This window comes from Nocardia sp. NPDC047648, assembly GCF_040642815.1.
Lineage (GTDB): Bacteria > Actinomycetota > Actinomycetes > Mycobacteriales > Mycobacteriaceae > Nocardia > Nocardia gamkensis.
The window spans coordinates 1-22,626 of sequence record NZ_JBEYSX010000029.1 but is presented as its reverse complement, the minus strand read 5'-3'; the positions used below and the strand labels follow the sequence as shown (position 1 = coordinate 22,626).

Annotated in this window: 19 protein-coding genes, 1 tRNA gene and 1 pseudogene; 13 read left to right on the top strand and 8 right to left on the bottom strand. The window is 64.4% G+C overall.

Annotated elements, in window-relative coordinates; translation table 11 throughout:
- Nucleotides 1-48 precede the first annotated feature (48 nt).
- Together ABZ803_RS34485 and ABZ803_RS34480 are read left to right on the top strand one after the other, a co-directional pair.
- Nucleotides 49-856: pseudogene (locus ABZ803_RS34485) on the top strand (DUF1542 domain-containing protein).
- Nucleotides 857-946: 90 nt separating this feature from the next.
- A tRNA-Arg gene (locus ABZ803_RS34480) sits at nucleotides 947-1,019 on the top strand.
- Nucleotides 1,020-1,035: 16 nt separating this feature from the next.
- Here the strand turns inward: ABZ803_RS34480 and ABZ803_RS34475 are convergent.
- Nucleotides 1,036-1,335, bottom strand: coding sequence for a tyrosine-type recombinase/integrase (locus ABZ803_RS34475; protein ID WP_357045941.1), 300 nt, complete (start codon nucleotides 1,333-1,335; stop codon nucleotides 1,036-1,038).
- A 451-nt stretch (nucleotides 1,336-1,786) separates the two neighbouring features.
- On the bottom strand, nucleotides 1,787-2,047 hold the full coding sequence (locus ABZ803_RS34470; RefSeq protein WP_357045939.1) for a hypothetical protein: 261 nt from the start codon (nucleotides 2,045-2,047) through the stop codon (nucleotides 1,787-1,789).
- 566 nt (nucleotides 2,048-2,613) lie between these two features.
- On the opposite strand from ABZ803_RS34470, the gene ABZ803_RS34465 reads away from it, so the two are divergent.
- From ABZ803_RS34465 to ABZ803_RS34445, 5 genes are read left to right on the top strand one after another with little or no spacing between them, the layout of a single operon-like run.
- Nucleotides 2,614-4,209, top strand: a complete 1,596-nt coding sequence (locus tag ABZ803_RS34465; protein ID WP_357045937.1) for an N-6 DNA methylase — start codon at nucleotides 2,614-2,616, stop codon at nucleotides 4,207-4,209.
- An 8-nt stretch (nucleotides 4,210-4,217) separates the two neighbouring features.
- On the top strand, nucleotides 4,218-6,200 hold the full coding sequence (locus ABZ803_RS34460) for a class I SAM-dependent DNA methyltransferase (RefSeq protein ID WP_357045935.1): 1,983 nt from the start codon (nucleotides 4,218-4,220) through the stop codon (nucleotides 6,198-6,200).
- Entirely contained in the window at nucleotides 6,197-7,504 is a 1,308-nt protein-coding gene (locus ABZ803_RS34455) for a restriction endonuclease subunit S (RefSeq protein ID WP_357045933.1), read from the top strand. Before ABZ803_RS34460 ends, ABZ803_RS34455 begins: the two co-directional genes overlap by 4 nt.
- Nucleotides 7,501-10,650, top strand: coding sequence for a DEAD/DEAH box helicase family protein (locus ABZ803_RS34450; protein ID WP_357045931.1), 3,150 nt, complete (start codon nucleotides 7,501-7,503; stop codon nucleotides 10,648-10,650). The genes ABZ803_RS34455 and ABZ803_RS34450 overlap by 4 nt, the downstream gene beginning before the upstream one ends.
- A 23-nt stretch (nucleotides 10,651-10,673) precedes the next feature.
- A complete protein-coding gene (locus ABZ803_RS34445) occupies nucleotides 10,674-12,257 on the top strand; it encodes a serine/threonine-protein kinase (protein WP_357045929.1) in 1,584 nt (527 codons plus the stop codon).
- 824 nt (nucleotides 12,258-13,081) lie between these two features.
- Here ABZ803_RS34445 and ABZ803_RS34440 read toward each other — a convergent pair.
- On the bottom strand, nucleotides 13,082-13,471 hold the full coding sequence (locus ABZ803_RS34440; protein ID WP_357045927.1) for a helix-turn-helix domain-containing protein: 390 nt from the start codon (nucleotides 13,469-13,471) through the stop codon (nucleotides 13,082-13,084).
- A 150-nt stretch (nucleotides 13,472-13,621) separates the two neighbouring features.
- On the opposite strand from ABZ803_RS34440, the gene ABZ803_RS34435 reads away from it, so the two are divergent.
- Both ABZ803_RS34435 and ABZ803_RS34430 read left to right on the top strand, forming a co-directional pair.
- Nucleotides 13,622-14,164, top strand: coding sequence for an alpha/beta fold hydrolase (locus tag ABZ803_RS34435; protein ID WP_357045925.1), 543 nt, complete (start codon nucleotides 13,622-13,624; stop codon nucleotides 14,162-14,164).
- Nucleotides 14,161-14,433 carry a hypothetical protein gene (locus ABZ803_RS34430; protein ID WP_357045923.1) on the top strand — a complete coding sequence of 91 codons (273 nt, stop codon included), beginning with the start codon at nucleotides 14,161-14,163 and terminating at the stop codon, nucleotides 14,431-14,433. Before ABZ803_RS34435 ends, ABZ803_RS34430 begins: the two co-directional genes overlap by 4 nt.
- A 439-nt stretch (nucleotides 14,434-14,872) precedes the next feature.
- Here ABZ803_RS34430 and ABZ803_RS34425 read toward each other — a convergent pair whose 3' ends face one another.
- The gene (locus tag ABZ803_RS34425; protein WP_357045921.1) at nucleotides 14,873-15,166 is read right to left on the bottom strand and encodes a DUF1330 domain-containing protein; all 294 of its coding nucleotides are present in this window, start codon (nucleotides 15,164-15,166) and stop codon (nucleotides 14,873-14,875) included.
- Between the two features lie 188 nt (nucleotides 15,167-15,354).
- Between ABZ803_RS34425 and ABZ803_RS34420 the strand changes: the two genes are divergently transcribed.
- The 4 genes from ABZ803_RS34420 to ABZ803_RS34405 all read left to right on the top strand — a co-directional run bounded on the left by ABZ803_RS34420 (nucleotide 15,355) and on the right by ABZ803_RS34405 (nucleotide 19,601).
- The gene (locus ABZ803_RS34420) at nucleotides 15,355-16,257 is read left to right on the top strand and encodes a LysR family transcriptional regulator (RefSeq protein ID WP_357045919.1); all 903 of its coding nucleotides are present in this window, start codon (nucleotides 15,355-15,357) and stop codon (nucleotides 16,255-16,257) included.
- Between the two features lie 26 nt (nucleotides 16,258-16,283).
- The gene (locus ABZ803_RS34415) at nucleotides 16,284-16,580 is read left to right on the top strand and encodes a hypothetical protein (protein WP_357045917.1); all 297 of its coding nucleotides are present in this window, start codon (nucleotides 16,284-16,286) and stop codon (nucleotides 16,578-16,580) included.
- 490 nt (nucleotides 16,581-17,070) lie between these two features.
- Nucleotides 17,071-18,156, top strand: coding sequence for an acyl-CoA desaturase (locus tag ABZ803_RS34410; protein WP_357045916.1), 1,086 nt, complete (start codon nucleotides 17,071-17,073; stop codon nucleotides 18,154-18,156).
- 257 nt (nucleotides 18,157-18,413) lie between these two features.
- Nucleotides 18,414-19,601, top strand: coding sequence for an FAD-dependent oxidoreductase (locus ABZ803_RS34405; protein ID WP_357045914.1), 1,188 nt, complete (start codon nucleotides 18,414-18,416; stop codon nucleotides 19,599-19,601).
- Between the two features lie 245 nt (nucleotides 19,602-19,846).
- On the opposite strand, the gene ABZ803_RS34400 is transcribed toward ABZ803_RS34405, so the two are convergent.
- From ABZ803_RS34400 to ABZ803_RS34385, 4 genes are all read right to left on the bottom strand, one after another.
- Nucleotides 19,847-21,070, bottom strand: coding sequence for an FAD-dependent monooxygenase (locus ABZ803_RS34400; RefSeq protein ID WP_357045912.1), 1,224 nt, complete (start codon nucleotides 21,068-21,070; stop codon nucleotides 19,847-19,849).
- Between the two features lie 487 nt (nucleotides 21,071-21,557).
- Entirely contained in the window at nucleotides 21,558-21,989 is a 432-nt protein-coding gene (locus ABZ803_RS34395) for a YbaB/EbfC family nucleoid-associated protein (protein WP_357045910.1), read from the bottom strand.
- A 96-nt stretch (nucleotides 21,990-22,085) separates the two neighbouring features.
- Nucleotides 22,086-22,319, bottom strand: coding sequence for a hypothetical protein (locus ABZ803_RS34390; protein ID WP_357045908.1), 234 nt, complete (start codon nucleotides 22,317-22,319; stop codon nucleotides 22,086-22,088).
- Nucleotides 22,320-22,321: 2 nt separating this feature from the next.
- Nucleotides 22,322-22,626: hypothetical protein (locus ABZ803_RS34385; RefSeq protein ID WP_357045906.1), on the bottom strand; the 305-nt coding region annotated here is incomplete at its 5' end.

Sequence of the window (22,626 nt, the reverse complement as noted above, 5' to 3'; positions counted from 1 at the left end):
TATCGGTCAGTAAACTGAACTGGTCCGAGGTCCAGCGGAAGAGGTGCCATGTGGTGGCTACTGATCGTTCTAGTGCTGATAGCGCTGATCGTCTTACTGGCATGGCAGGCACAGCAGGGCAAACAGCGCCAAGCCACTGAACTCGCCGACGCTCTCGCCGACGCCCGGCAAGTGAACGAACGACTGGGCGGCCAGGTCTACAGCCTCTCCGGCGGCAACGACGCCGCCGTTCAGGCACTCGCCGACGCCTCCGAACGCCATCTCGCGGCAGGCGCACAACTCGACCAGGCCCGCACCCCCACGCAAGCACGACTGGCGAAGCAGACCGCCCTGGAAGGGCTCTACTACATCAGAGCCGCGCGGACCGCGATGAACATGGACCCGGGCCCCGCGATCCCCGCCCTCGACGGCCAGAACACCGCAGGCCAGGTCACCGAAAAGCGCGTAGTCGAATACGAAGGCAGGCAGATCACGGCCGCCCCCCGCCCCCTCGCCATCGACGCCCAACTACTACCCCGGCGGCCGAGTGGCCGGGCGCCCGGTACCCGCGGGGTGGTACTCCGAGCCCTGGTGGAAGCCCGCGTTGATCGCCGGCGCGTGGGGCCTCGGCTCCACCCTCCTATTCACCTCCCTCTTCGCCGGAATGTCCGGAGTGGGCTACGGAGCGTCCGGCTTCGAGAGCGGCTACGGCGAAGGGTTCCAAGACGGGATGGCCGCGGACAGGGGCTATGACGCCGGTGGCGACTACGACGGTGGGTACGACTCGGGTGGCGACTACGGCGGCGGCTTCAATGATGGCGGCGGCTTCGACGGAGGCGGCGGCTTCGACGGAGGCGGCTTCGACGGCGGCTTCTGATCGCTCCCGATATCCCCACGACAGCGATGCGGCTCCCGAGCCCCTCACCCGGTAGACTGCGAACGTCCCGGGCGGGCCCAGCCCACCCACGCCTTCGTAGCTCAGGGGATAGAGCACCGCTCTCCTAAAGCGGGTGTCGCAGGTTCGAATCCTGCCGAGGGCACAAGCATTTATGCAGGTCAGGCGACTTTCTTATCGTCCTCGTTCGACCCTTCCGCCCGTTCCGTACGCAGTTTGTACGCAGTAGCGGCGAACCCCCTGCGGGCCGAGTCGAGCTTGGTGGCCACGTCGTCGAGGTCGTCATCGAACAGGTCCGAGTAGAAATCCAGCGTAGTGCTCGGCTTGTCGTGCCCCAGCATCCGTTGCAGCGCCAGCACCGATGCGCCCTCAGACACCGCCAGCGAGGCCGCAGTGTGCCGGAGCTCGTGCGGCGTGAGCCCCCTTCCAGTCCGGCAGCTTTCGCGGCAGCGTCGAACCAATCGCGACGCATGTTGCGCACCCGCAGCACCGCACCTTGCGACGAGGTGAAGACCTCCGCGTCAGCACTTCGGCCGGCAAGACGCTGAGTCAGCGGCTCGACCACCGCCCTTCGCCGCACGATCGAGCATCGCCCGCCTCGGGCTTTCGATCCACCTGCCCTCCGGGCTGGGCGATATCGGCTACATCGGCCAATGGACACTCCAGCTCGTCGCGACCGAAGCGGTCCGGGTCTATCGGGGAATGGAGATCGGGCAGATGATGCGGTGGACCGGTCGGCGAAATCAGCTTGAGGCGTTCGCTGGATCACCTCGGGATGGCACTCTGACCGTGGCGAAGGGCGTTCGGGCGACGGTTGTACTGCAACAGTCACGAATATTGTGCCGCCGCCTGATCCATTCCCGGTCACCTACAGGAAGAACTGGACCCAAGCGAATCTGTCGAATGAACAACTCAACCAGATTCGCGCGGGTCAACTGGCATGGATCTCGATCCGCTTGTCGGGCTGGTCATCGGACCGGTCTCGAATAGTTTGCGTAGCAACGGTTCCAGCGCGACGGGGAGGTTGAGCACGAGGTAGGGCAGGGCGTCGAGAAGCGCGGTGTCGGCCGTGCAGGGGCGATGGGGTTCGGTGCCGTCGGCGGCGTCGAGCGCGGCGATGACCGACAGTACGGCGGTCTTCTCGGCGTCGAGATCGTGGTAGGTGCCACGCATTCCTTGGCGAAGGGGTCGTCGGGGTCACCCTCTCGGGCTTGCCGCAGGATCGAGTTCTGCTGACGTTGGGACAACAGGCTTCTCGATGGCGGGCGCGGCGGCAGTCGATGCCGCCGCGACGCTCATGCAGGTCGCGAAGTCGGCGAGCGACCAGCTGGTCAGATGCCATCCGGAACACGCGACGCACTCATTGAACCGCCGTTCCCGCTGCTGGTCCGCGGGACGGCCAGACTGGACCAATAGCGGATCTTGCCGGTCGTACATCAGGTGATTGGGAGCGAAGGCAGCGGTTTCCGGAGGTCGCGGCCGTGATGCACGGTCAGCTCGCGGTGGCAGCCATGCAGGCGGCGGTGTCCGCGGAGCTAGCGTGCGATGCGAAGCGCGGGGCTTCGATTGCTCATATCCGGTGTCCTGGAGAAAAGGAATTGAGGCGGCGGCGCCGGCGGACCGCCTGATACGCCGACAGTTGTGGCCTGATGTGAACCTCGACAATAAGTGTCAACAAACATTCTTCAGGGCATGCAATGGACTTGTGTACACAGCGCTGGATATGTACGGTCGTCGACATGAGCTTCGACGAACCCGACGCATTGACAGCGGCCGCCATCGCGCGGCTGGCCGGCGTCGGCCGCGCCGCGGTGTCGAACTGGCGCAAGCGCTACCCCGACTTCCCGCAGCCAAACGGCGGAACCTCAGCCAGCCCGACGTTCTCGCGTGCCGAAGTCGAGGTATGGCTGACCGCGACAGGGAAGGCCGAGCAGCTTGCGACGGCCGGTCGCACCGACACCGGTACCCACCTCCTCGATGCCCCGGAACCCGAGACCATCGCGGAGACGCGACTGTCCCCGGAACAACTCTTGGCCAGGGTCATCGCGTCACTGCTGCCTCGCGCGACAGCCGCGGAACGAGCTGTGAACACCGGAGATATCGAAGTGCCCGTCGTCATCGACCCGGCGCATGGTTCAGGCTCCTTATTGGAGGCTGTCGCCGACAGGTTCGGCGATCGGGTCCACGCGGTCGGTCGGAGCCCTCTCGGCGTCGCCGCCGGTGCGGTCTGCGTCCCGCCGCTCGACCCGCCGAACCGGGCATCCGAGCGGGCGGACGCAGGGACAAGCTGGGAGTTCGGCGTGCCTACCGGTCGCGACGGCGAGCTGGCCTGGGTGCAGCAGTGCTATGCCTACCTGCGTCCGCATGGCGTCGCCATTGTCGCCGTCTCTGCCCGGACCTGCTTCCAAGCCTCGGGTCAGCAAATTCGCGCCGCCTTGGTCCGCTCCGGCGTATTGCGTGACGTGATTGCGCTGCCGAAGGGCATGGGACATTCACCGGACACCGAGCTCTGTCTCTGGGTGCTTCGCCGCCCCTACGGCACGCCCGACTACGCCCCTGTGCGCATGGTCAACCTGTCCGGGGTCGCCGACCCGCGCGATGTGCCGTACCAGCACGCGGCGTGGCAGCAGCTCTTCACCGACGCCTCACCGGAAATTTCCCGGTCGGTCGCGCGTGTGGAGTTGCTCGACGGCGACACGAATCTGCTTCCGTCGCGGCATGTCGTGGCCCGAGTTGAGGCCGACGCCGAGGACATCTCCAGCGTGACCCGGCGTCTACAGGCCCTCTACACGCAGGTTGGGCAGGGCCTTCCCCAATTCGCTGCTCCCGATTCTCCACCCCGGCACTCCACGGTGACCATCGCCGAACTGGAACGAGTCGGCGCGCTCACCATCCGCACCCGGGAAACCACCCCGCGCGCCGGTGACGTGCTCATCCGAACCCTCGGTCGACCTCCGATCGTCGCCACTGGGGCCCGGTCGGACGAGGTGGGCGTGTCCCAGGTCATCGAAGTCGACTCGGCTCGGATGGACTCGTATTTCGTCGCGACGTTCCTTCAGGCCGACGCCAATACACTGCCCACATCCAATACAATCGGCGTCCTCAGCCGCGACGATCTGCGGCGCTGCCGCATTCCTCGACTGCCGCCGGCGGAGCAAGGCCGCTACGGTGCGGCGTTTCGGCAGCTATCGGAGCTGCGCGACGCGCTATCCGCCCTCGCTGCGGTGAGCGCGAACGTGATCGACCAGACCCTCCATGCCCTGACTATCGGCGCTTTGGCTCCAAAATCGTTACCTATCCACAAAACTGACAACATCAACTCGAACCGAAGGTGACACGAGGCATGACCTCAGGACCCACACACCAGAAGATGGCGAACGACATCTGGTCGGTCGCCGACCTGCTGCGCGGCGACTACAAGCGCCACGAGTATGGACAGGTGATTCTGCCGTTCACGGTGCTGCGCCGGCTCGACGCGGTCATGGCCTCCACCCGGGACGCCGTCCGTGAACGTGACGCGAAACTGGAGGCGAGCGGCGTCCAGAACAAGGAGAAGGTGCTGGGGCGAACGGCGAAGCTGCCGTTCTTCAACACCTCCCAGCAAGACTTCGGCACCATCGCGTCCGACTCGACGAGCGTGGCGAAAAACCTGCGCGACTACATCAACGGCTTCTCCCCGAACGTGCGCAAGCTCCTCGAGCGGTTCGACTTCGATAACCAGATCACCAAGTTGGCGAGCGCGAAACTGCTGTATCAGGTGATCGGCCGGTTCGCGGCGATGAAGGACCTCGACAAGCTCGACGGCCATGACATGGGCTACGTCTTCGAGCATCTGATCCGGCTGTTCGCGGAAGCCTCCAACGAGACCGCCGGTGAGCACTTCACTCCGCGTGAAGTCATCGAGCTGATGGTGAACCTGCTCATCGCCCCCGACGCGGATACCGTCGCCGGTGAGGGCCAGGTCATCAACATCCTCGACCCGGCCTGCGGCACCGGCGGCATGCTCACCGCCGCCGAGGAGCACATCAAGGCGATCAACCCCAAGGCCGAGGTATACCTGTACGGCCAGGAGATCAACCCCGACTCGTGGGCCACCTGCCAGTCGGAGATGCTGATCCGTAGTCAGCCCGGCGAGATCGTGTTCGGCAACTCGTTCAGCGAGGACGGCTTCAAGGACCGCAAGTTCGACTACATGCTGTCCAACCCGCCGTTCGGCGTGGAATGGAAGAAGGTCAAGGACTTCATCGAAGCCGAAGCCGAACTCGGCTTCGCCGGCCGCTTCGGCGCGGGTACCCCCCGCATCAACGACGGCTCGTTCCTGTTCCTGCAGAACATGATCGATAAGATGGAGCCGGTCGAAGGCAAGGGCTCCCGCCTTGCGATCGTCTTCAACGGCTCCCCGCTGTTCACCGGCGCCGCCGAATCCGGCGAATCCCGCATCCGCCGATGGATCCTGGAAAACGACCTCCTGGAAGGCATCGTTGCGCTACCGGACCAGTTGTTCTACAACACCGGCATCTCCACCTACTTCTGGGTGCTGTCCAACCGCAAGTCGAAGCGCCTGCACCACAAGGTGATCCTGCTCGACGCCCGCGACCAGTGGGAGAAGATGCGCAAGTCGTTGGGCGACAAGCGCAAAAAGATCAGTGACGCCCAAATTGACCACATAACGAAGATGTACGTCGCCGCCGTCGACGTCGCCGCCGACCCGACGCACCCGGACCACGCCAAGGTGAAGATCTTCGGTACCCGCGACTTCGGCTACAACCGCATCACCGTCGAACGCCCGCTGAAACAGCGCTTCGAAATCACCGAAGACACCCTCGCCGCACTCGAAGACGCGAAGCCGCTGGCGAAATGGGCCGACCGCGACGACCTGGTCACTGCCCTGCGTGGGCTGACCGGCTCGGCGTGGTGGACCAAGAACGAAGCAGCCAACGCCATGAAAGCCGCTATCGAAGCCGCTGGCGCGACCTGGCCGAGTACCGCTGCGCTACAGAAGGGTTTGTGGGCGTCGGTGTCGGTCTCCGACCCCGACGGCGAGGTGCAGACTGCGAAGGACGGCTCGGTCCTGCCGGACCCCGACCTGCGCGATTACGAGAACATCCCGCTGGACGAGGACATCGACGAGTACTTCGCCCGCGAAGTGACGCCGCATGTTCCGGATGCGTGGATCGACCACGACAAGACCAAAGTCGGGTACGAGATCCCGTTCACGCGGCACTTCTACGTCTACACCCCGCCGCGGCCGCTGGCGGAGATCGACGCGGAACTGCGGGAGCTGGAGGAGCAGATTCAGAAGTTGCTGGGGGAGGTGACGCGGTGAGCAACGTATCAATTTCAGTTCCATACGGTGGACACCTGCCGCCGGGATGGAAAGTCGTTCCATTGAAATATCTTGCTAGTCTGCAAAACGGATATTCGTTCAAATCTGACTCTTGGACCGAATCTGGAACCCCAATAATCCGCATCGATAATCTAAATGGGTCGGAGCAGTATAACTATTCTTCGGCGGAGGTGGGCGGGCGCTACCAAGTCCACCGAGGCGACCTCCTCTATGCATGGTCGGGAAACCCGGGTACTTCGTTTGGTCCGTTCCGTTGGGATCGCGAAGGGGAATTTTTCCTAAATCAACACATTTTCAGCGTCAATATTTACGGGTGCAATAAGAATTGGCTCTACTGGTCACTTAAGGCCGCGACTCATTGGATTGAGCAGGCATTGACCAGTGGGATGATCGGCATGGTGCATGTAACGAAAGAGGAGCTTGAAAATGTTCCTATCCCAATTCCGCCGCTTGAGGAGCAGCGCCGCATCGCCGACTTCCTCGACGCCGAGACAAGCAAGGTCGATCTCTTGGTTGAGGCATCGGCTAGGCAATCAGATTTGCTAGCTGAGCGCCTTCAGGAGGCGATTCGCGTCGCAACCACGACGCATTCTGGTCCTACTGCGTCAACCGGGGTCGACTGGATGCCCCACATTAACGCGGCTTGGCGGTTGGCGAAAGTTGGTCAAGTTTTTATGACAGGAAGCGGAACGACACCGAGTTCAGAAGTTGAGGACTACTTCAATGGCGCCATTCCGTGGGTAAACAGCGCCGACCTGAACGACCGTGGCATCAGCTCGACGATCCGCAATATATCGCATGAAGCTCTGCGTGATTATCCTGCTCTAAAAATTCATCCGGCAGGATCGCTTATAGTTGCAATGTATGGTCAGGGTGAAACCAAAGGCCGGGTCGGCCTGCTTGAATTCGATGCCTGCGTTAACCAGGCGTGTTGCGTACTTACGCCGATGGATGGGATAAACGTTCTGTTTGTATCGTACTGGTTCCGTGCTCACAAAGATGGCGTGGTAGCGCTTGCTGTAGGCGCAGGGCAGCCCAACTTGAGTCAGGAACTCATAAGACAGCTGAGGATTCCCATTCCCGACGTTCAATGGCAAGGTCGGATAGTAGCAGAACTTCAGGAACTAGAAGATTCAATCGCAACGAGATCCACATTTTTGGATAGTCGGTCTCGTCTTCTCACCGAGCATCGCCAGGCCCTGATCACCGCCGCTGTCACCGGCCAGATCGACGTCACCACCACCACCCGCCGCTGGACCCCATCTGAAAGTGTGTCCGTATGACCTCCGGCGCTCACACCGAGCTGGCATTCGAAAAGCGTGTCGAGGCGGAGCTTCTCGACCGGGGGTGGTCCCCTGCGCAGGGAACGTTCGACGTCGAGCTCGGTATCGACATCGGCGAGATGTTCCGGTTCATCGGTGCCACGCAAGGCGATGCGTGGAACAAGCTTGTCGACCGTGCGGGTGATGCGAACACCGCGCAGCGGGAGTTTGCGCGCTTGGTCGCGGCCGAGATCGACGCGCGCGGTGTGCTGGATGTGCTGCGTCAGGGGGTGCGCACCAAGGGTATCTTGATCAACCTCGCATATTTCCGGCCGGGTCACACCCTCGCTGCGGATGCATTGCGTGAGTATCGCCGGAACGTGCTGACGGTCGCTCGGCAGCTGCATTACAGCAATCGTCATCCGGACAAGTCGTTGGACATGGCATTGTTCGTCAACGGGCAGCCGGTGGCGACGATGGAGCTGAAGAACCCGAACACGGGCCAGAACGCCGACCATGCCATCACGCAGTACCGGGATCACCGCGATCCGAAGGAGCGGTTCTTCGCGAAGCGCACCCTGGTGCATTTCGCGGTGGATCCCGATCGGGCTTTCGTCGCTACGGAGTTGCGGGGCAAGGACACTCGGTTCCTGCCGTTCAACATCGGCTCCAACGGGCCGGGTGTGTCCGGCGGCGCTGGGAATCCCCCCGTGGAGCCGGGTTCCGGGACCTACGCGGTTGCCTACCTGTGGGAGCAGATCTGGGACTTCGACAACTGGCTGGAGCTGCTGCAGCGGTTCATTCACATCAAGGCGCCGGATCGCAAGGGCGTCAAGGCCAATCCGCACACCGATCCGCGGATCTTCCCGCGCTACCACCAGTGGGACGCGGTGCAGAAGATGGTCGCCGACGCGCGGGACAACGGTGCGGGGCATAACTACCTGATTCAGCATTCGGCAGGCTCGGGGAAGTCGAATACCATTGCGTGGCTCGCGCATCGGCTGTCGAACCTGTTCGACGTGGCGAATCAGCCGGTGTTCCACAAGGTTATCGTGATCACCGACCGTGTGGTGTTGGACCGGCAGCTGCAGAAGACGATCTTCCAGTTCGATCACACGCCGGGCGTGGTGAAGAAGATCGACGAGGATTCGACGCAGTTGGCGGCGGCGCTGGCGGACAGCACGTCGAAGATCATCATCTCGACGCTGCAGATGTATCCGTTCGTGCTGGGGAAGATCGCCGACATGGATCTCGCGGGCATGCGTTACGCGGTCATCATCGACGAGGCCCATTCATCGCAGGGCGGCGAGTCGGCGATCCGGCTCAAGCAGGCGCTGGGCGCAAACGCGGCGCCCCGTGAGGAGGACGAGGACGACGCGGAGTACATGACGCGGGTGCGGGGGAAGCAGCCGAATCTGTCGTACTTCGCGTTCACGGCCACGCCGAAGTCGCCGACGCTGAAGCTGTTCGGGCGGTTCGCCCCTGACCGGGTGCATCCGCGTACGGGCGAGCAGGGTATGTACGTGCCGTTCCATATCTACTCGATGCGGCAGGCAATCGACGAGGGCTACATCCTTGATGTGCTGGCCAACTACATCACCTACGACACGAAGTGGCGGCTGAACAACGTCGCCGTGGACCAACAGGAGTCGGGATTGGGGAACCCGGAGGTCGACAAGACGAAGGCGAAGGCGAAGCTTGTTCGTCTGGCCGAACTGCACCCGACGGCGGTGGATCAGCGGGCCAGGCATATCGTCGACGATTTCCGGGAGCACGTTGCCGGGAAGCTGGGAGGTCGGGCGAAGGCGATGGTGGTCACGCCCAGCCGCATGCATGCACACGATCTTTACCAGGCGATGCGCCGGTATATCGAGCTGCGCGGATTCACCGACTGCGGAACGCTGGTCGCCTTCTCGGGGCAGTTGGGGATAGAAGAAGGGCTCGAAGTCAGCGAGGCCCAACTCAACGGATTCCCGGAGAGTCAACTCCCCGACAAGTTCGGCTACGTTAAGGCCGACGACCCACAGGCCGCGGCGCGCAACCAGGACGAGTATCGCCTGCTCGTCGTCGCGGAGAAATATCAGACCGGCTTCGACCAGCCGCTGCTCTGCGGCATGTATGTGGACAAGCCGCTGACCGGTGTCACCGCAGTGCAGACGTTGTCGCGGCTCAACCGGATTCACCCGTTGAAATCCCAGGATGACATCCACATCCTCGACTTCGTCAACGATGCCGAGGACATCAAGAAGTCATTCGAGGACTGGTTCGAGGCCACCATCACCGAGCCGCCGCAGCCGGACATGCTCTACACCAAGCAGCGTGAGGTGATGGAGTTCGGTGTGCTCGTCGCGTCGGAGATGGACGCGTTCGTGACTTTGCTCAAGGCCGCGTCGCCGGGCCGCATGTCGGATCCCACTGAAGGCAAGCTGCACGCCAACCTGCACGAAGCGCTGAAGCCGGCGCTCGATCGTTTCGTCAACCTGGAGACCGACGACGAGCGGGAAGGCTTCCGCACGGCGTTGAAGAACTTCGTGCGCGCCTACAATCTGCTCGCGCAGATCGTCGACTGGCCGGATGCTGAGCTGGAACGTCTGTACCAGTTCGGTCGGATTCTCCTGATTCGGCTGCCCGGCAGGCCTTCTACCTCTGTCGACATCGGCGACGCCGACTTGAGCCACTACCGGCTCGAATTCACGGGGCGGCACAACGTGTCGCTGGCACCGGTCGGCGACCGCGATGTTCGAGGCCACGCCGCCGATGGGGGAGGTTACAAGGAGCCGGATGTCACCCCCCTGTCGGAGATCATCGACGAGCTCAATCAGCGGTTCGGTCTCGACCTGGGCACCAGCGATGAAATCCTGGTGAACCAGCAGGTAGCCGGACTTGTCGAGGACGCTGGCATGCAGCAGATCGGTCTCATGAACAACGAGACTCGTTTCGCCCAGGTGGCGAGCGACCGGCTCGACGACATCGTCGTCGAGAACGCCGAGCGCAACACCGAGTTCATGAAGCTTTACTTCGACAACGATGAGTTCCAGCGGGCTATCAAACAAGCCGCTGCGAAGCGGGCGTACCGCATCATCAATGCGCCGGCCCGCGACGAGGCCCTCGCGCGGTTGCGTGCGGAGATGGATCGCGCCACTGTGGATCGCATGCGGGAAGAATGAAACCGAATCGGGGGTGGGTCGCGATGACGGACGAACTCGTGGCAGGCAAGCGGCTACTGGCGGGCCGGTACCGGATTGACGGACTGCTGGGCAGCGGCGGCATGAGCGAGGTGTTCTACGGATGGGACGAGCGGCTTGATCGCAAAGTTGCGATCAAGCTGCTCAAATCGCCGTCCGGGGAGGTGCCGTCGGGACCGGTCAGCCCGGAAGCCGTGGAAATTCTCGAGTCCCTGGAACGGGATCGGAAGCGGTTCGTGCGGGAAATCCGCACCACCGCGCGGCTGGAACTGACGGGAACACCGGCCGTGTATGACACCGGGGTCGAGACGCGGGCCGACGGCACCACGCAGTTGTGGCTGGTCATGCAGCTGCTTCGCGGCAAGACGCTGCAGACGATGCTCGACCACACCGATTTCGTGGACAGTCAGCCGAGCATCGCGTGGGGCGCGTCCATCGCGGCCCAGATCGCGGCGGTGTTGTCCGAGGTGCACCAGGTCGACATCGTGCATCGGGATATCAAGCCCGCCAATGTGATGATCGTCGACGGCGGGCTGGTCAAGCTTCTGGACTTCGGCATCGCGATCCTGCACGGCAGCGGGGCATTGCCGCGGCTCACACAGATCGACCGCACCGTGGGAACGCCGCCGTATATGTCGCCGGAGCAGTGGCTCGGTCAGATGGTGACATCCGCGTCGGACATCTACTCGCTCGGCTGCCTGCTATTCGAGCTCCTGACGGGAGACCTCCCGTTCCTGGGTGTCGACGGGGCCGTGCGATCGCAACATCTGCAGTCCAGTGTGCCGTCCGTGCGTTCGCGCCGCCCCGAAATACCGCCGGACCTGGATGTCCTCGTGACAGCGATGCTCGATAAAGACGCAACGAAGCGGCCCTCCGCACTGACGGTATACGGCACGCTGCTGCCATTTGCCATGGTCGCCGACGATGGCCGAGCCGGAAGCCAGGACCCCGACCCCACAGGCCCATTTCGACGCCCGCTGGTGAACTCGATCGCTGTAGCGGCGTCAACCACTAGCGGTGCGGAGCTCACCAACGGCGAGGTGCGTCAGCTGTGGGACGACATTGATCTGGCGCTGAAGGAGGATCGTCCATCCCAAGCGGTCAGCTTGCTGGAAGACGGTGTCGCGCGAGCGGGCCACGACCCAGCGTTGGCGCTAATGCTGCGGAAGGAGTTGGCCGCGGCCCTGTATGTCTGCGGTGAATTCGGTCGAGCAGCGGCGCTGTTCGACGAAGTCGGAGAACAGTACCGCAGACTTCGTCCGCCTTCCGATCCCGATGTTCTCAGCTGTGCCATTCAAGCGGGCCACGCCTATGCCCAGATCGGCAAAGCCGAGAAGGCCTTGCCCCAGCTACTTTTTTTCGTACGCAATGCAGCAGCGGGGGATAGCGACCAGCTCCATGTGGTGCTCGAAACGCGGTTCGTCATCGCCCAGCTGCGCGCCGCGACCGGGCGTGTCGATGAGGCTCTGGGTGACTTCGATGCGTTGCGACCTGATCTGGTCAGTGCCTTCGGCGCCGCGTCAACGCACGTGCGCAACCTTGACAAGCAAGCCAAGCGACTCCGACAGGCGGGAAAAGGGACATGGTGAAGGAAGCCTGAATCCTGCTCGCCGAGCTGGAGATTCGAGGCTGCAAACCTCCTCGACGTACCCGTTGAGCCCCATGCTTGGATCGCCAGCGCAAACGGCATGCGGAAGCCCAGATGAGCTGGCCGACGCCGACCTGGACGTAATCCATGTGCACCAGGCGTATCCCGGCCGGGAGGACCGGATCGGTCCAGAACCGCTGGGCTGGCGAGTTTGTCGCGGGGGCAGTATAGGTCCGCGGGCGAACAGGGAACGCTGGCCGCTGCGGTGGGCGTGGTGCAAGTAGGAGCGAGCCGCGCACGAGGCTGCCCCGCGTCAGCGTCAGCGTCTCGCGCCCGGGGAAGCGAGCCCCCTGATATGGCGACACACACCTGGTCACCTCCGTCGGTCATGGCCGATCATTGTCTCAGCCAGTGCATTGGCACAAATCACCGAGCGACCGGGTCGACGTTCAGCCCGTAACGGCATCTTGGCTTCGTCAGATGGGGTACGAATCCGCGATGACCAGGCGTTTTCCAGTTGCCCATATTCTGCGCTTCCCGCCGAGGGCACCAACCTCCGACAGCGTTTCCGCAGGTCAACAGGATTTTCCGGACAATCCCGGAATAGCCGCATCGAGAAACCCCAGGTCAGATGCGGCTCTTGTAGGGCACATCGAATATGGGAACGCACACCGAGCAAATGCGACCATCCGCGCCAGACGACCAAGCCGACCGACATGAGCCACCGATCACGCGCCCAGCGGCAACAGCGGACGTTCGGCCTGCGGTGACGTGGACGAATTGTCCGTCAGCACAGGCATCGGAACACTCGGGGCGGATTCCGCATTAGGTGGACGTGGCGTCGGCGCTTTTGTCGTATTCGGCGCGGGCGGCGTCGATGTGCGCCAGGTGCGTAATGCTCCACTCCAGCAGGGGTAGAGCCGCTGCGCGCAGACTCGCGCCCATCGGGGTGAGTTCGTAGCTGACGTGGGGTGGCATGACGTTGCGCACGGTCCGGGTCAGGATGCCGTCGCGTTCCAGCGCGCGCAGGGTGACGGTGAGCATGCGCTGGCTTATGCCATCGATGCCGCGCTTGAGTTCGCTGAACCGGCGTGGCCCCTGGCTGAGGTGTCGCACGACCAGCAGTGACCACTTGTCCCCGACGATGTCGAGCACTTCTCGTGTCCGGCACGCGTCGCCGTGGCTCTGCGGCGGCCTGCCCTCTGTGGCGGTCATGGTTATCTCCAGGGAACCGGGGCACCGAAATGTGCCTTATTGCCCGATCCATGTCGAGCGCACCACACTGACGGTGGTTCCCAAAGTATACCGAGGTATGAAAAGTAACCAAAGCGTCGGTGCACTACCGCGCGTCGAAAAGGAACGATCGTGTCAATTTTTCTGCTGGTCCACGGCGCCTGGCACAGTGGCCGCTGCTGGCAGCGAGTGGTACCGCTGCTGGAATCGGCCGGGCATCAGGTGCACGCGCCATCGCTGACCGGCTACGGCGACAAGGCGCATCTTCTCGGCCCCGACGTGGGGCTCGACACCCACGTCGCCGACGTCATCGAGCTGATCAAAGACAAGGACCTCACGAACGTGGTCCTGGTGGGGCACAGCTACGCGGGATTGGTCATCTCCGCGGCGGCCAACGAGATTCCGGACCGCATCGCGCACCTGGTGTACCTCGACGCGATGGTCCCCGAGGACGGCGAGACCGCGGTCGACGTCCAGCCCATCAGCCAGCGCCTGATCGACTTCGCCGCACAGTCGGGAAGCGGCTGGCGCATTCCCCGATGCCCGAGCAGCCGGCGCCTTTCGGCCTGTTCGGAGTCACCGACCCGGCGGACATCGCCTGGCTCCGCACGATGCTCTCGGATCAACCGGTGCGTTGCCTGCAGCAACCGGTCCGCTTGGACAATCCGGCCGTGAACGCGATCCCTCGCACGCACATCCACTGCGTCGGTGCCACTCCGGCGGGCATCACCCGGCGAGCCATTCCCGCGATACAGCCCAACGGTTCCGCTGCGCAGGTGTGGGAGTTGCCGACCGGCCACGACTGCATGATCACCATGCCAGCTGAACTCAGCGAACTGCTGCTGAAGCTCGGCCTTCAGCAACCGGCCATCAGCGATCTGGCCGGAAGACGGAGCTGGCATCCGGTCACCGGCAGTGCAATGCAGTGCAGTGCGATGCCGTAACCGAGATGATCTCGGCGCGTTTATTCCAGGATTTTCCGGCAACAGAAGAACCGCAGATCGAAACCCCCCGAAAGAGGTATTGACCTGCGGTTCTTCAAACTGTACATCGGTACTCTCAGTAGCCCCGACGGGGCACACGGCAGACGGATGCAGGATGCGCCCCTGGTCATCGAAGCCTTGTGTTCGCTGGACCGATCTGTCGTGTGAGAAGCGGTTCGCTTCGGGCGAGGGTGAGTTTCGTCGACGAGGTCAGCGACCACAGTCCAGCTGGCCCGGACGTCGCGTCGCTTCTTCGATCCGTCCGACAGGGATCAGGCCGTCGAGGACGTCGACGACGAACTGGGACGCGGGGCATGGCTTCGAACTCGTCTCGTGAGTCGCCGTTCAGCACCGTGTGCGTATCGGGTGACGGATGCTCAGCGATGGCTGGGGCCGCCGGTCAGTCGATGCCTTCGATGATGCGGAAGTCGCGCTCGATGCCGTCGGGGAGGGCCGCCAGCGCCTTCTGGTATGCCTCGCTCTCGTATGCCGCGACGGCCTGTTCAAAGCTGTCGAACTCGATCAGAACGACGCGTTGCGTGATTCCGGCCTCGTGGGCGACGACTCGACCGCCACGGGACAGGACGCGCCCGCCCCCAGCCTGGACAGCCGGACGGGCCAGCTTGTTGTAGGCAGTCAGCCTCTCAGGGTCGGAAATGGCGGGATAGACACTGACCCAGTAGCCCTTAGCCATGGAAACCTCCTGTGTTCGGCCGGACACGTCCGACTTCGAATCGAGACTCGGATCGATCGATCCCGGCGACGGGTACTGCGGTCGGTTGAATCGTCATATGCGCAGGTTAGGGCTTGATGTGTGGTCGAGGGAAAGACCGGTGCGCGATAGACTCAGAACGGATCGTTATCAATCGGCGGGGAGGGCACGTGACGCCGGATACGGTGAGCTTGCGGTACTTCCTGGTGCTGGCGCAGGAGTTGAACTTCACTCGCGCGGCCACACGGATCGGGATCGCACAGCCCGCACTCAGTGCCCGGATGCGCCGATTGGAGGCGGAACTCGGTACGGCCCTGCTGGTTCGCGACACCCGTAACGTCGTGTTGACCACGGCCGGTGCGGCTTTGGCGGAGTCCGCGCCGCCCGCGCTGGCGGCGCTGGACCGGGCATGGGACATCGCCCGCAGCGCGGCGGCTGGTGAACTGGGCACGCTGCGCATCGGATACAGCCTCAGCGCGGGGGCCGAGACGGCACCGGTCTTGGTGGACAGGCTGATTCGCAGCAGCCCAGGACTCGAGGTCGGTGCGGTCCCGATGGCGACACCGGAGATCTCCCCCGCGGTCGCCGACGGCCGCATCGATGCGGGGATCACCCGCGGTGAACAGCCGGGTCGTGGCGTGCGCCGGTTCCTGCTGCGGCGTCAGCGCGTCGGGGTCCAGCTGGCGCAGCACCATCCGCTGGCCGAACACCTGGAGATCGCGATCGCCGACGCGGCCGCGTATCCGCTGCGGCTCCCGGACCGTGCCGCCAACCCCGTGATCCACGACCAGCTGTCCGCACTGTTCCGAGACACCCGACCATCCCCCCGATTCCACACGCCCGCAGTCTCTTTCGACATGTCTCAGCGCGACCTACGCGACGGGCTCACCCTCGCCCCGGCCGGAGAAGCCGCGGTCACGACACAACCGGTCGGCCTCACCTGGCGACCGCTGCGGGGCGCGCCCAGCCTGACGCTCCACCTGGTCCTCCCGCGCGAGCAGTCACCAGTACACCGCCGCATCCGTGCCGTCGCCAAAACCCTGGCGCAGGAGCTGCACTGGTTGCCGGACTGACGCGCAAGAGGTCAAGCGGGAATCAGATGGCTTTAGACATCGTCGTACAGGACATCAACCATGCCGAGATGCACCGCTTCGGTGACGATTCGGACGAAACGCTGTTCAAACTGTGCGCCGCGCAACCCGACACCAGCCTGGTACGAGGTCTCTACCGATACGGCGACACCATGTTCAACCGGTACCAACTCGGCTTGATCCTTGATCAGATCGAGGGGATCGAGGTACGGACCGATGCCGAGCGGCAGGCTGTCAACCTGCTGCGGCGGGCGGCGTCGATCGCGCTTCGCGCCAACGGATATCTCCTGTTCGTTGGCGACTGACGGGTAGGACCGGTCAGGTCTCGGGCGAGCATGCAGCGTGCGAATCCGGTTCAGCGGGCAGCGATCGCTCGTTTGGCCGTCCCCTCGGACGGGTCGACTGGCCGAGCACTATTTGGCCCTCACAGGCCAGGGTTGTGCCGGTACCGCACGGTTGCACGATCTGTGCGCGGCCGCGAGGGAAGGAGGCGAATGTCGAAAGAGTGTGGCGGGAGATAGTTCCGGCCGCCGAAGGACGCGCAGAATCCGAGCAAGCAGTGATTGCCGAGGCGATAGCAGCGTTCGCCGATAACCGGGCCAGCCGCCTCGGAACGCGGTAGACCTCGAATATCACACCGCAGTCCGATTCCATGTCATACCAGAGGGTTACGGGTAACGAGAATCCGGCCGATAGCTTCGGGGTATCGAAATCGGCGCCCCACTCCGACATCGACCGGCCGACAGCGTCGGCGGACGGAGGTGGCGTCTGGCGACTCAACTCTCAGGAAGATCTATGACGACATCTGCCATGGTCCCCGAGTCATCTCCACGGTCACCGCGGCGCGGCGCCGACGGTGACTACGCCCGTCTGTTGCGCCGGATCTCCGAGGCGGGGCTGATGAACCGGCGTCCCGGCTACTACGCCGTCCGGCTCAGCCTCGTCGGGGTCGCGTTCGCAGCGGGCTGGGCGGCGTTCGTCCTCATCGGTGATTCGTGGTGGACGTTGCTGGTCGCGGGGTTCATGGCCGTGACGTTCGCTCAAATCGCGCTCGTCATGCACGATGTCGCGCACCGCCAAGTCTTCCGGCTGCGGCAGCCGACGGAGCTCGTGGGACGACTCGTCGGCAACGCCGGCATCGGCCTGGGCTACGGCTGGTGGCAGGACAAGCACACCCGGCATCACGCCAACCCGAACCACGAGGAACTCGACCCCGATGTCGCGCCCGACATTCTGGTCTGGTCGCAACAGCAAGCACGGTCCAGCCGCGGTCTGCCTCGTCTCATCGGGAGGGCGCAGGCGTTCCTCTTCTTCCCGTTCCTGCTGCTGGAGGGCCTGAACCTCCACGTGGCGGGCGTGCGTGCGCTCAGAAATCGATCGATCAAACAGCGTGGATTGGAGGGTGCGCTGCTGTTCGTCCACTTCGCCACCTACCTGGCCGCGCTGTTCGCGGTTCTGCCCGCCGACAAAGCCTTCGCGTTCCTCGCTGTCCACCAGGGCCTCTTCGGCCTGTACATGGGCTGCATCTTCGCCCCGAACCACAAGGGCATGCCGACCTTGACCGGCGACGACCGCCCCGACTACCTCCGCCGCCAGGTGCTGACCTCCCGCAACGTGCGAGGTGGCGCGTTGACCGACATCGCGCTCGGCGGGCTCAACTATCAGATCGAGCACCATCTGTTCCCGAGCATGCCGACGCCGAACCTGCGTCACGCCCAGGTGATCGTGCGCGACTACTGCACCGAAATCGGCGTGCCCTATCACGAAACCGGGCTGATCTCCTCTTACCGCGAGGCGCTGCGACACCTGCACCACGTCGGCGCCCCGCTGCGCACTCCCGACCGACACCCGGATACCGCAGTGCCACAACGCAATCGTTGAACACAAGCCGGGCGTCACGACGTACCGGGGCTGTCGGCCGCTTCGGTGTTGGCGCCCGCTCATCGGCAGATGCGGACGGGAACGGTCGCCATACTCAGTGACGCGGGCAGCCGGCGTTCGCCAATCGCCAGTGGGCCACCTACGCACCGGGAACACCCCTGCCCGATTTTTCGTGACCCACATCACATCCTGTTTCTGTCAGCATTCGTGCGGCTGTCCGGTTCAAGTTCCGAACCCACCGAGACAGGAGCAACACCATGAAGCACCGCATCGTCGTCCTCGGAGCCGGGTACGCCGGAGCCACCGCCGCCGGCCGCCTGGCCAAGCGACTGCACCGCGACGACGTCGAGATCACCCTCGTCAACGCCGATCCCGACTTCGTCGAACGGGTGCGCCTGCACCAGCTCGCCGCCGGGCAGGACCTGCCGGTTCGTCCACTGCGCAAGATGTTCGCCGGCACCGGCGTCGAGGTGCGCATCGCATGGGTCGATTCGCTCGACGCGGACCGCAAGACCGTCGAACTGATCGGCGATCAGGGGGCCGAGACCCTCGCCTACGACACACTTGTCTACGCCCTGGGCAGCACCGTTGCCGATTTCGGCGTGCCTGGCGTTGTCGAGCACGCCCACCATGTGGCGAGCAAGCACGCCGCGCTGCGGCTGCGGGAACGCCTGAGCCAACTGCGGGCGGGCGAAACCGTGCTGGTCGTGGGTGGTGGCCTGACCAGTATCGAGGTCGCCACCGAGATCGCCGAGGCGCGCCCGGATCTGAAGGTCGCGATGGCCGCGCGCGGCGGCGTCGGCGACTGGCTCGACGAGAAGGCGCAGAGCCACCTGCGCGGCGCGTTCGAACGCTTGGGTATCACCGTCCACGAGCACGCCGACGTCGCCAGGGTCACCGAAGACGGCGCGGCCACCCGATCGGGAGCGGAGATCCCTGCGCAAATGACCGTCTGGACAGCGGGGTTCGCCGTGCACCCGATCGCGGCCGCCAGCACGCTCACCGTTTCCGAGGCCGGGCGGATCGTCGTCGACGCCACCCAGCGTTCTGTCTCGCATCCGGATGTCTACGCCGTCGGCGATGCCGCGCACGCCGCGGGAGTGGGTGGCAGGACGTTGCGCATGGGATGCGCCACCGCCTCCCCGATGGCGTGGCTGGGAGCCGATGCCATTGCCGCTCGGCTGACCGGACGTGAAGTTCCCGATGCCCCCATCGGCTACAACAGCCAGTGCATCAGCCTCGGCCGCCGCGATGCCATCGTGCAGAAGGTGACCAAGGAGGATCAGCCGACCTCCAAGGTCGACGTGGGTCGCAAGGCTGCCCGCGTGAAGGAGCTGATCTGCTCGATCGCGGCCTGGTGCGTGGAGCACCCGACCCTGCTGGCGCCGAGCCGACGTCGACGGGTCGTCGCGACCGGCGCGGGGGCTCCGGTCGCGACGGTCTGAGCGCGTGCGGAACCGGCACAGGTCCGCCCGGCCAGACGGGCTGGGGCGGACTGCGATACGGCAGACGATGGTGAGGGTGGCCTTCGTCACCTCCCAACATCCGCATGTGCGGACACCGTCGGCTGACGAAAGTCGCACGGCCCGTCGATCTTCCGATGGCTTGACCAGTGCAGATCCGCGCGGTACCCGGCATGAACGGACGTAGTTCAGTGGTGGCCTACCGAAGCGTCGTCCCCATGGGGCGCCTACGGCTTGGCCGACAAGGTGATCGGCGGTCCGGCCGGGGCCCCGGAGTCCGGCACTCCCGCATAGTCGGGCAGCTCGACGCCGTTGAGCGCGCGTTCGATCAGCTCGGTGAACCATTCGCCGGCGAAATCGGGGCTCGGCTCGGCCTCCGGCGCGGGAACGGCGAGGCTACGCGCGTGCAACCGGCCGATCTCCTGGTTGGCCTCGACGAACGAGCGCATCCGCCGCTCGTATCCGGCGAACCCGGCCTCCGGGTCCCATTCGGCGGCAGCCAGCTCTCCGGCCAGCAGGTAGGCGCCGACCAGGGCCAGCCCGGTGCCCTGCCCGGACATCGGCGACGAGCTGAACGCCGCGTCCCCGAGCAGTCCGACCCGTCCGCTCGACCAGCGGTCCATCACCACCTGGGCGACCTGGTCGAGGTAGAAGTCCGGGGTGTCGTCGAGGTGCGCGAGGATGCCCGGGGTCAGCCAACCCATCCCGGCCATCCGCTCGCGCAGCAGGCGCTTCTGGGCCGCGACGTCGCGGTAGTCGACGTCGAAGTCCCCCGAGGGGAAGGAGAACATGGCCATCGCCCGGGTGGCGTCCTGGATGGGCCGCAGGCCGGCCGAGCGACCGGACTCCTGGTAGTCGAGCAGCCAGCGATCCAGCCCGAACTCATTGGGCACGCTGTAGAAAGCCAGCACGAGACCGAGGTGGCGGACGAATCGCTCACGCGGCCCGAAGACCATCGCTCGCAGCGCCGAGTGCAACCCGTCCGCACCGATTACCAGGTCGAAGCGCCGCTGGTCGCCGCCCGCGAAGACCACGTCGACCCCGTCGGCATCCTGGGTGAGCTCGGCGATCCGGTCGCCGAAGATGTACTCGACACCGTCGCGGGTCTCGTCGTAGAGCACCTGGGACAGGTCCCCGCGCAGGATCTCGATCTCCGCGATGTACCCGTCGCCGCCGTCGTCTGCTGCGCGGAAGGTTTCCAGCACGTTCCCGTCCACGTCCACGGTGTGCGCGCCGGCGGTTTCGGTGCGGGCCGCGCGCACCGCCGCGTCCAGCCCCATCCGCCGGATGACCTCCTTGGTCACCCCGCGCGCGTCCACCGCCTGCCCGCCGGGCCGCAGCTCGGGCGCCCGCTCCACCACGGTCACCTCGGCTCCCCACCGGCGCAGCCAGTGAGCCAGCGCGGGCCCCGCGATACTCGCCCCCGCCACCAACACCCTGATACCGCTCACTTCGCCCCCTGCTCATACGTCCGGATCACGGCCCGGATCGTTCGCTCCTGCGCGAGATCGTCGACGCACATCATTGCCTCCATGTGTTATGCCCGCGCTGGACGGCCCCAGCACACGCCCACCGATGTCGGTGTATCTATCGGTACCGACGACGGATCCCCACAAAATTCATCGGTGCAGCCGAGATGGTTTCCCTGCTCGTGCGAACACCCTGCACTCGGCATCAACGGGCGTTTCGTCGAATCCGAACCCGCAAGCCGGCCGATACGAATTACTCCAGCATGCCGGACGATCCAAGCAAACAGGTCTACCCCGCCTCGCCGACGCCAGTAACGACCTCAGGTCAGCTACGTTCCCCCTCGTCCCTGGACGAGTCGGCCGTCTGGCCCCGATCCGATGACGAAGCGACTTTGCCTGCCTCTCTATCCGCGAGGAAAACCTGCGTCGTATCGGTAGGGGCAACAGTCGATAGCGCAACGTCTGGCTTTCAGCTGGTCCAGCCTCCGTAGAGGTTGCGGCGTTCGAAGAAGGCGTCGTCGGCTTCCCGCACAGCCGCTTCGTCCAACGGTCGGCGATGTTCGCTAGTCCTCGCCTCCGGAGCCAGGAGCAGCTTCGACCGGTCGAGAAGGCGCGGGTCGGCTTTTTGCAGAAGTCCTTCGATCTTGGACTTGATGTCGGCGCGGGCTTTGCTGTGGCAATCACGCACAGCGCTCGCAAGCCGGCTGCTGGTCCATTTCATCGCGGCCGGGGCGATTTGCAAGCTGGTGATCTCACCGCTGGCATCGACTTCGACGAGGACGCCACGGTCTTTGCCGTGCCCGCGGAGCTCGTTTGCTTTCTCGGTCAATTGCTCGCCGTGGCGGCGAATCTCGGTGAGCTGTTGTTGGAGCTGCTGCTCCCATTGCCCCATGTACGTCATGAGCAGTCCACCTCCCTAGTGAGTGTGTGCTGTGACTGTCACCTCGGCGTGTAGAAGCCTGCCCGACGGGGACGGCATCGCGAAACGCGGGTCAGGTCAGCTCACACTCATACCGCGTTCCGGCCATGCGTTGGACTCGCTGTACACGGAGTTGATCTTCCTGGACGCTTTGAGGAAGATGTAGTCGACGTCGCCGTCGACCGGCTGGGCGGTCCGAGAAGCCTTGTCCATGGCCAGTTTCCTTGTCAAAGTCCCCGGGTCGTCACCGAACTCGTACACGACGATTTCCGGGCTCTCGGACTCTTTGGCGAAATACACGATTGCTGCCACGCTCACCATCCACTTTCGAAGTCTTCGCGCTTGTTCAATGGAACCTGGGTCTGCCAATTGAACGACTCGTTCGCCACCCGGTGAGCATCCTGATACGTGACGCCCGGGTTCGCTCGCAGGTAATTCAACTCGGCGAGCTCATGCTCGAGCAAGACGTGGTCCTCGGGCAGGGCGTTCCCGGAGCGCAGCCGGATCCACGCGTCGGCGATTTCGGGACTGTAAATACAACGGTGTAACTCCCGATCAAGGAGTGGCACTTGATGTCTGATGTGGCGAGGGCCGGTGTGGTCGATACTGCTGCGGTGGC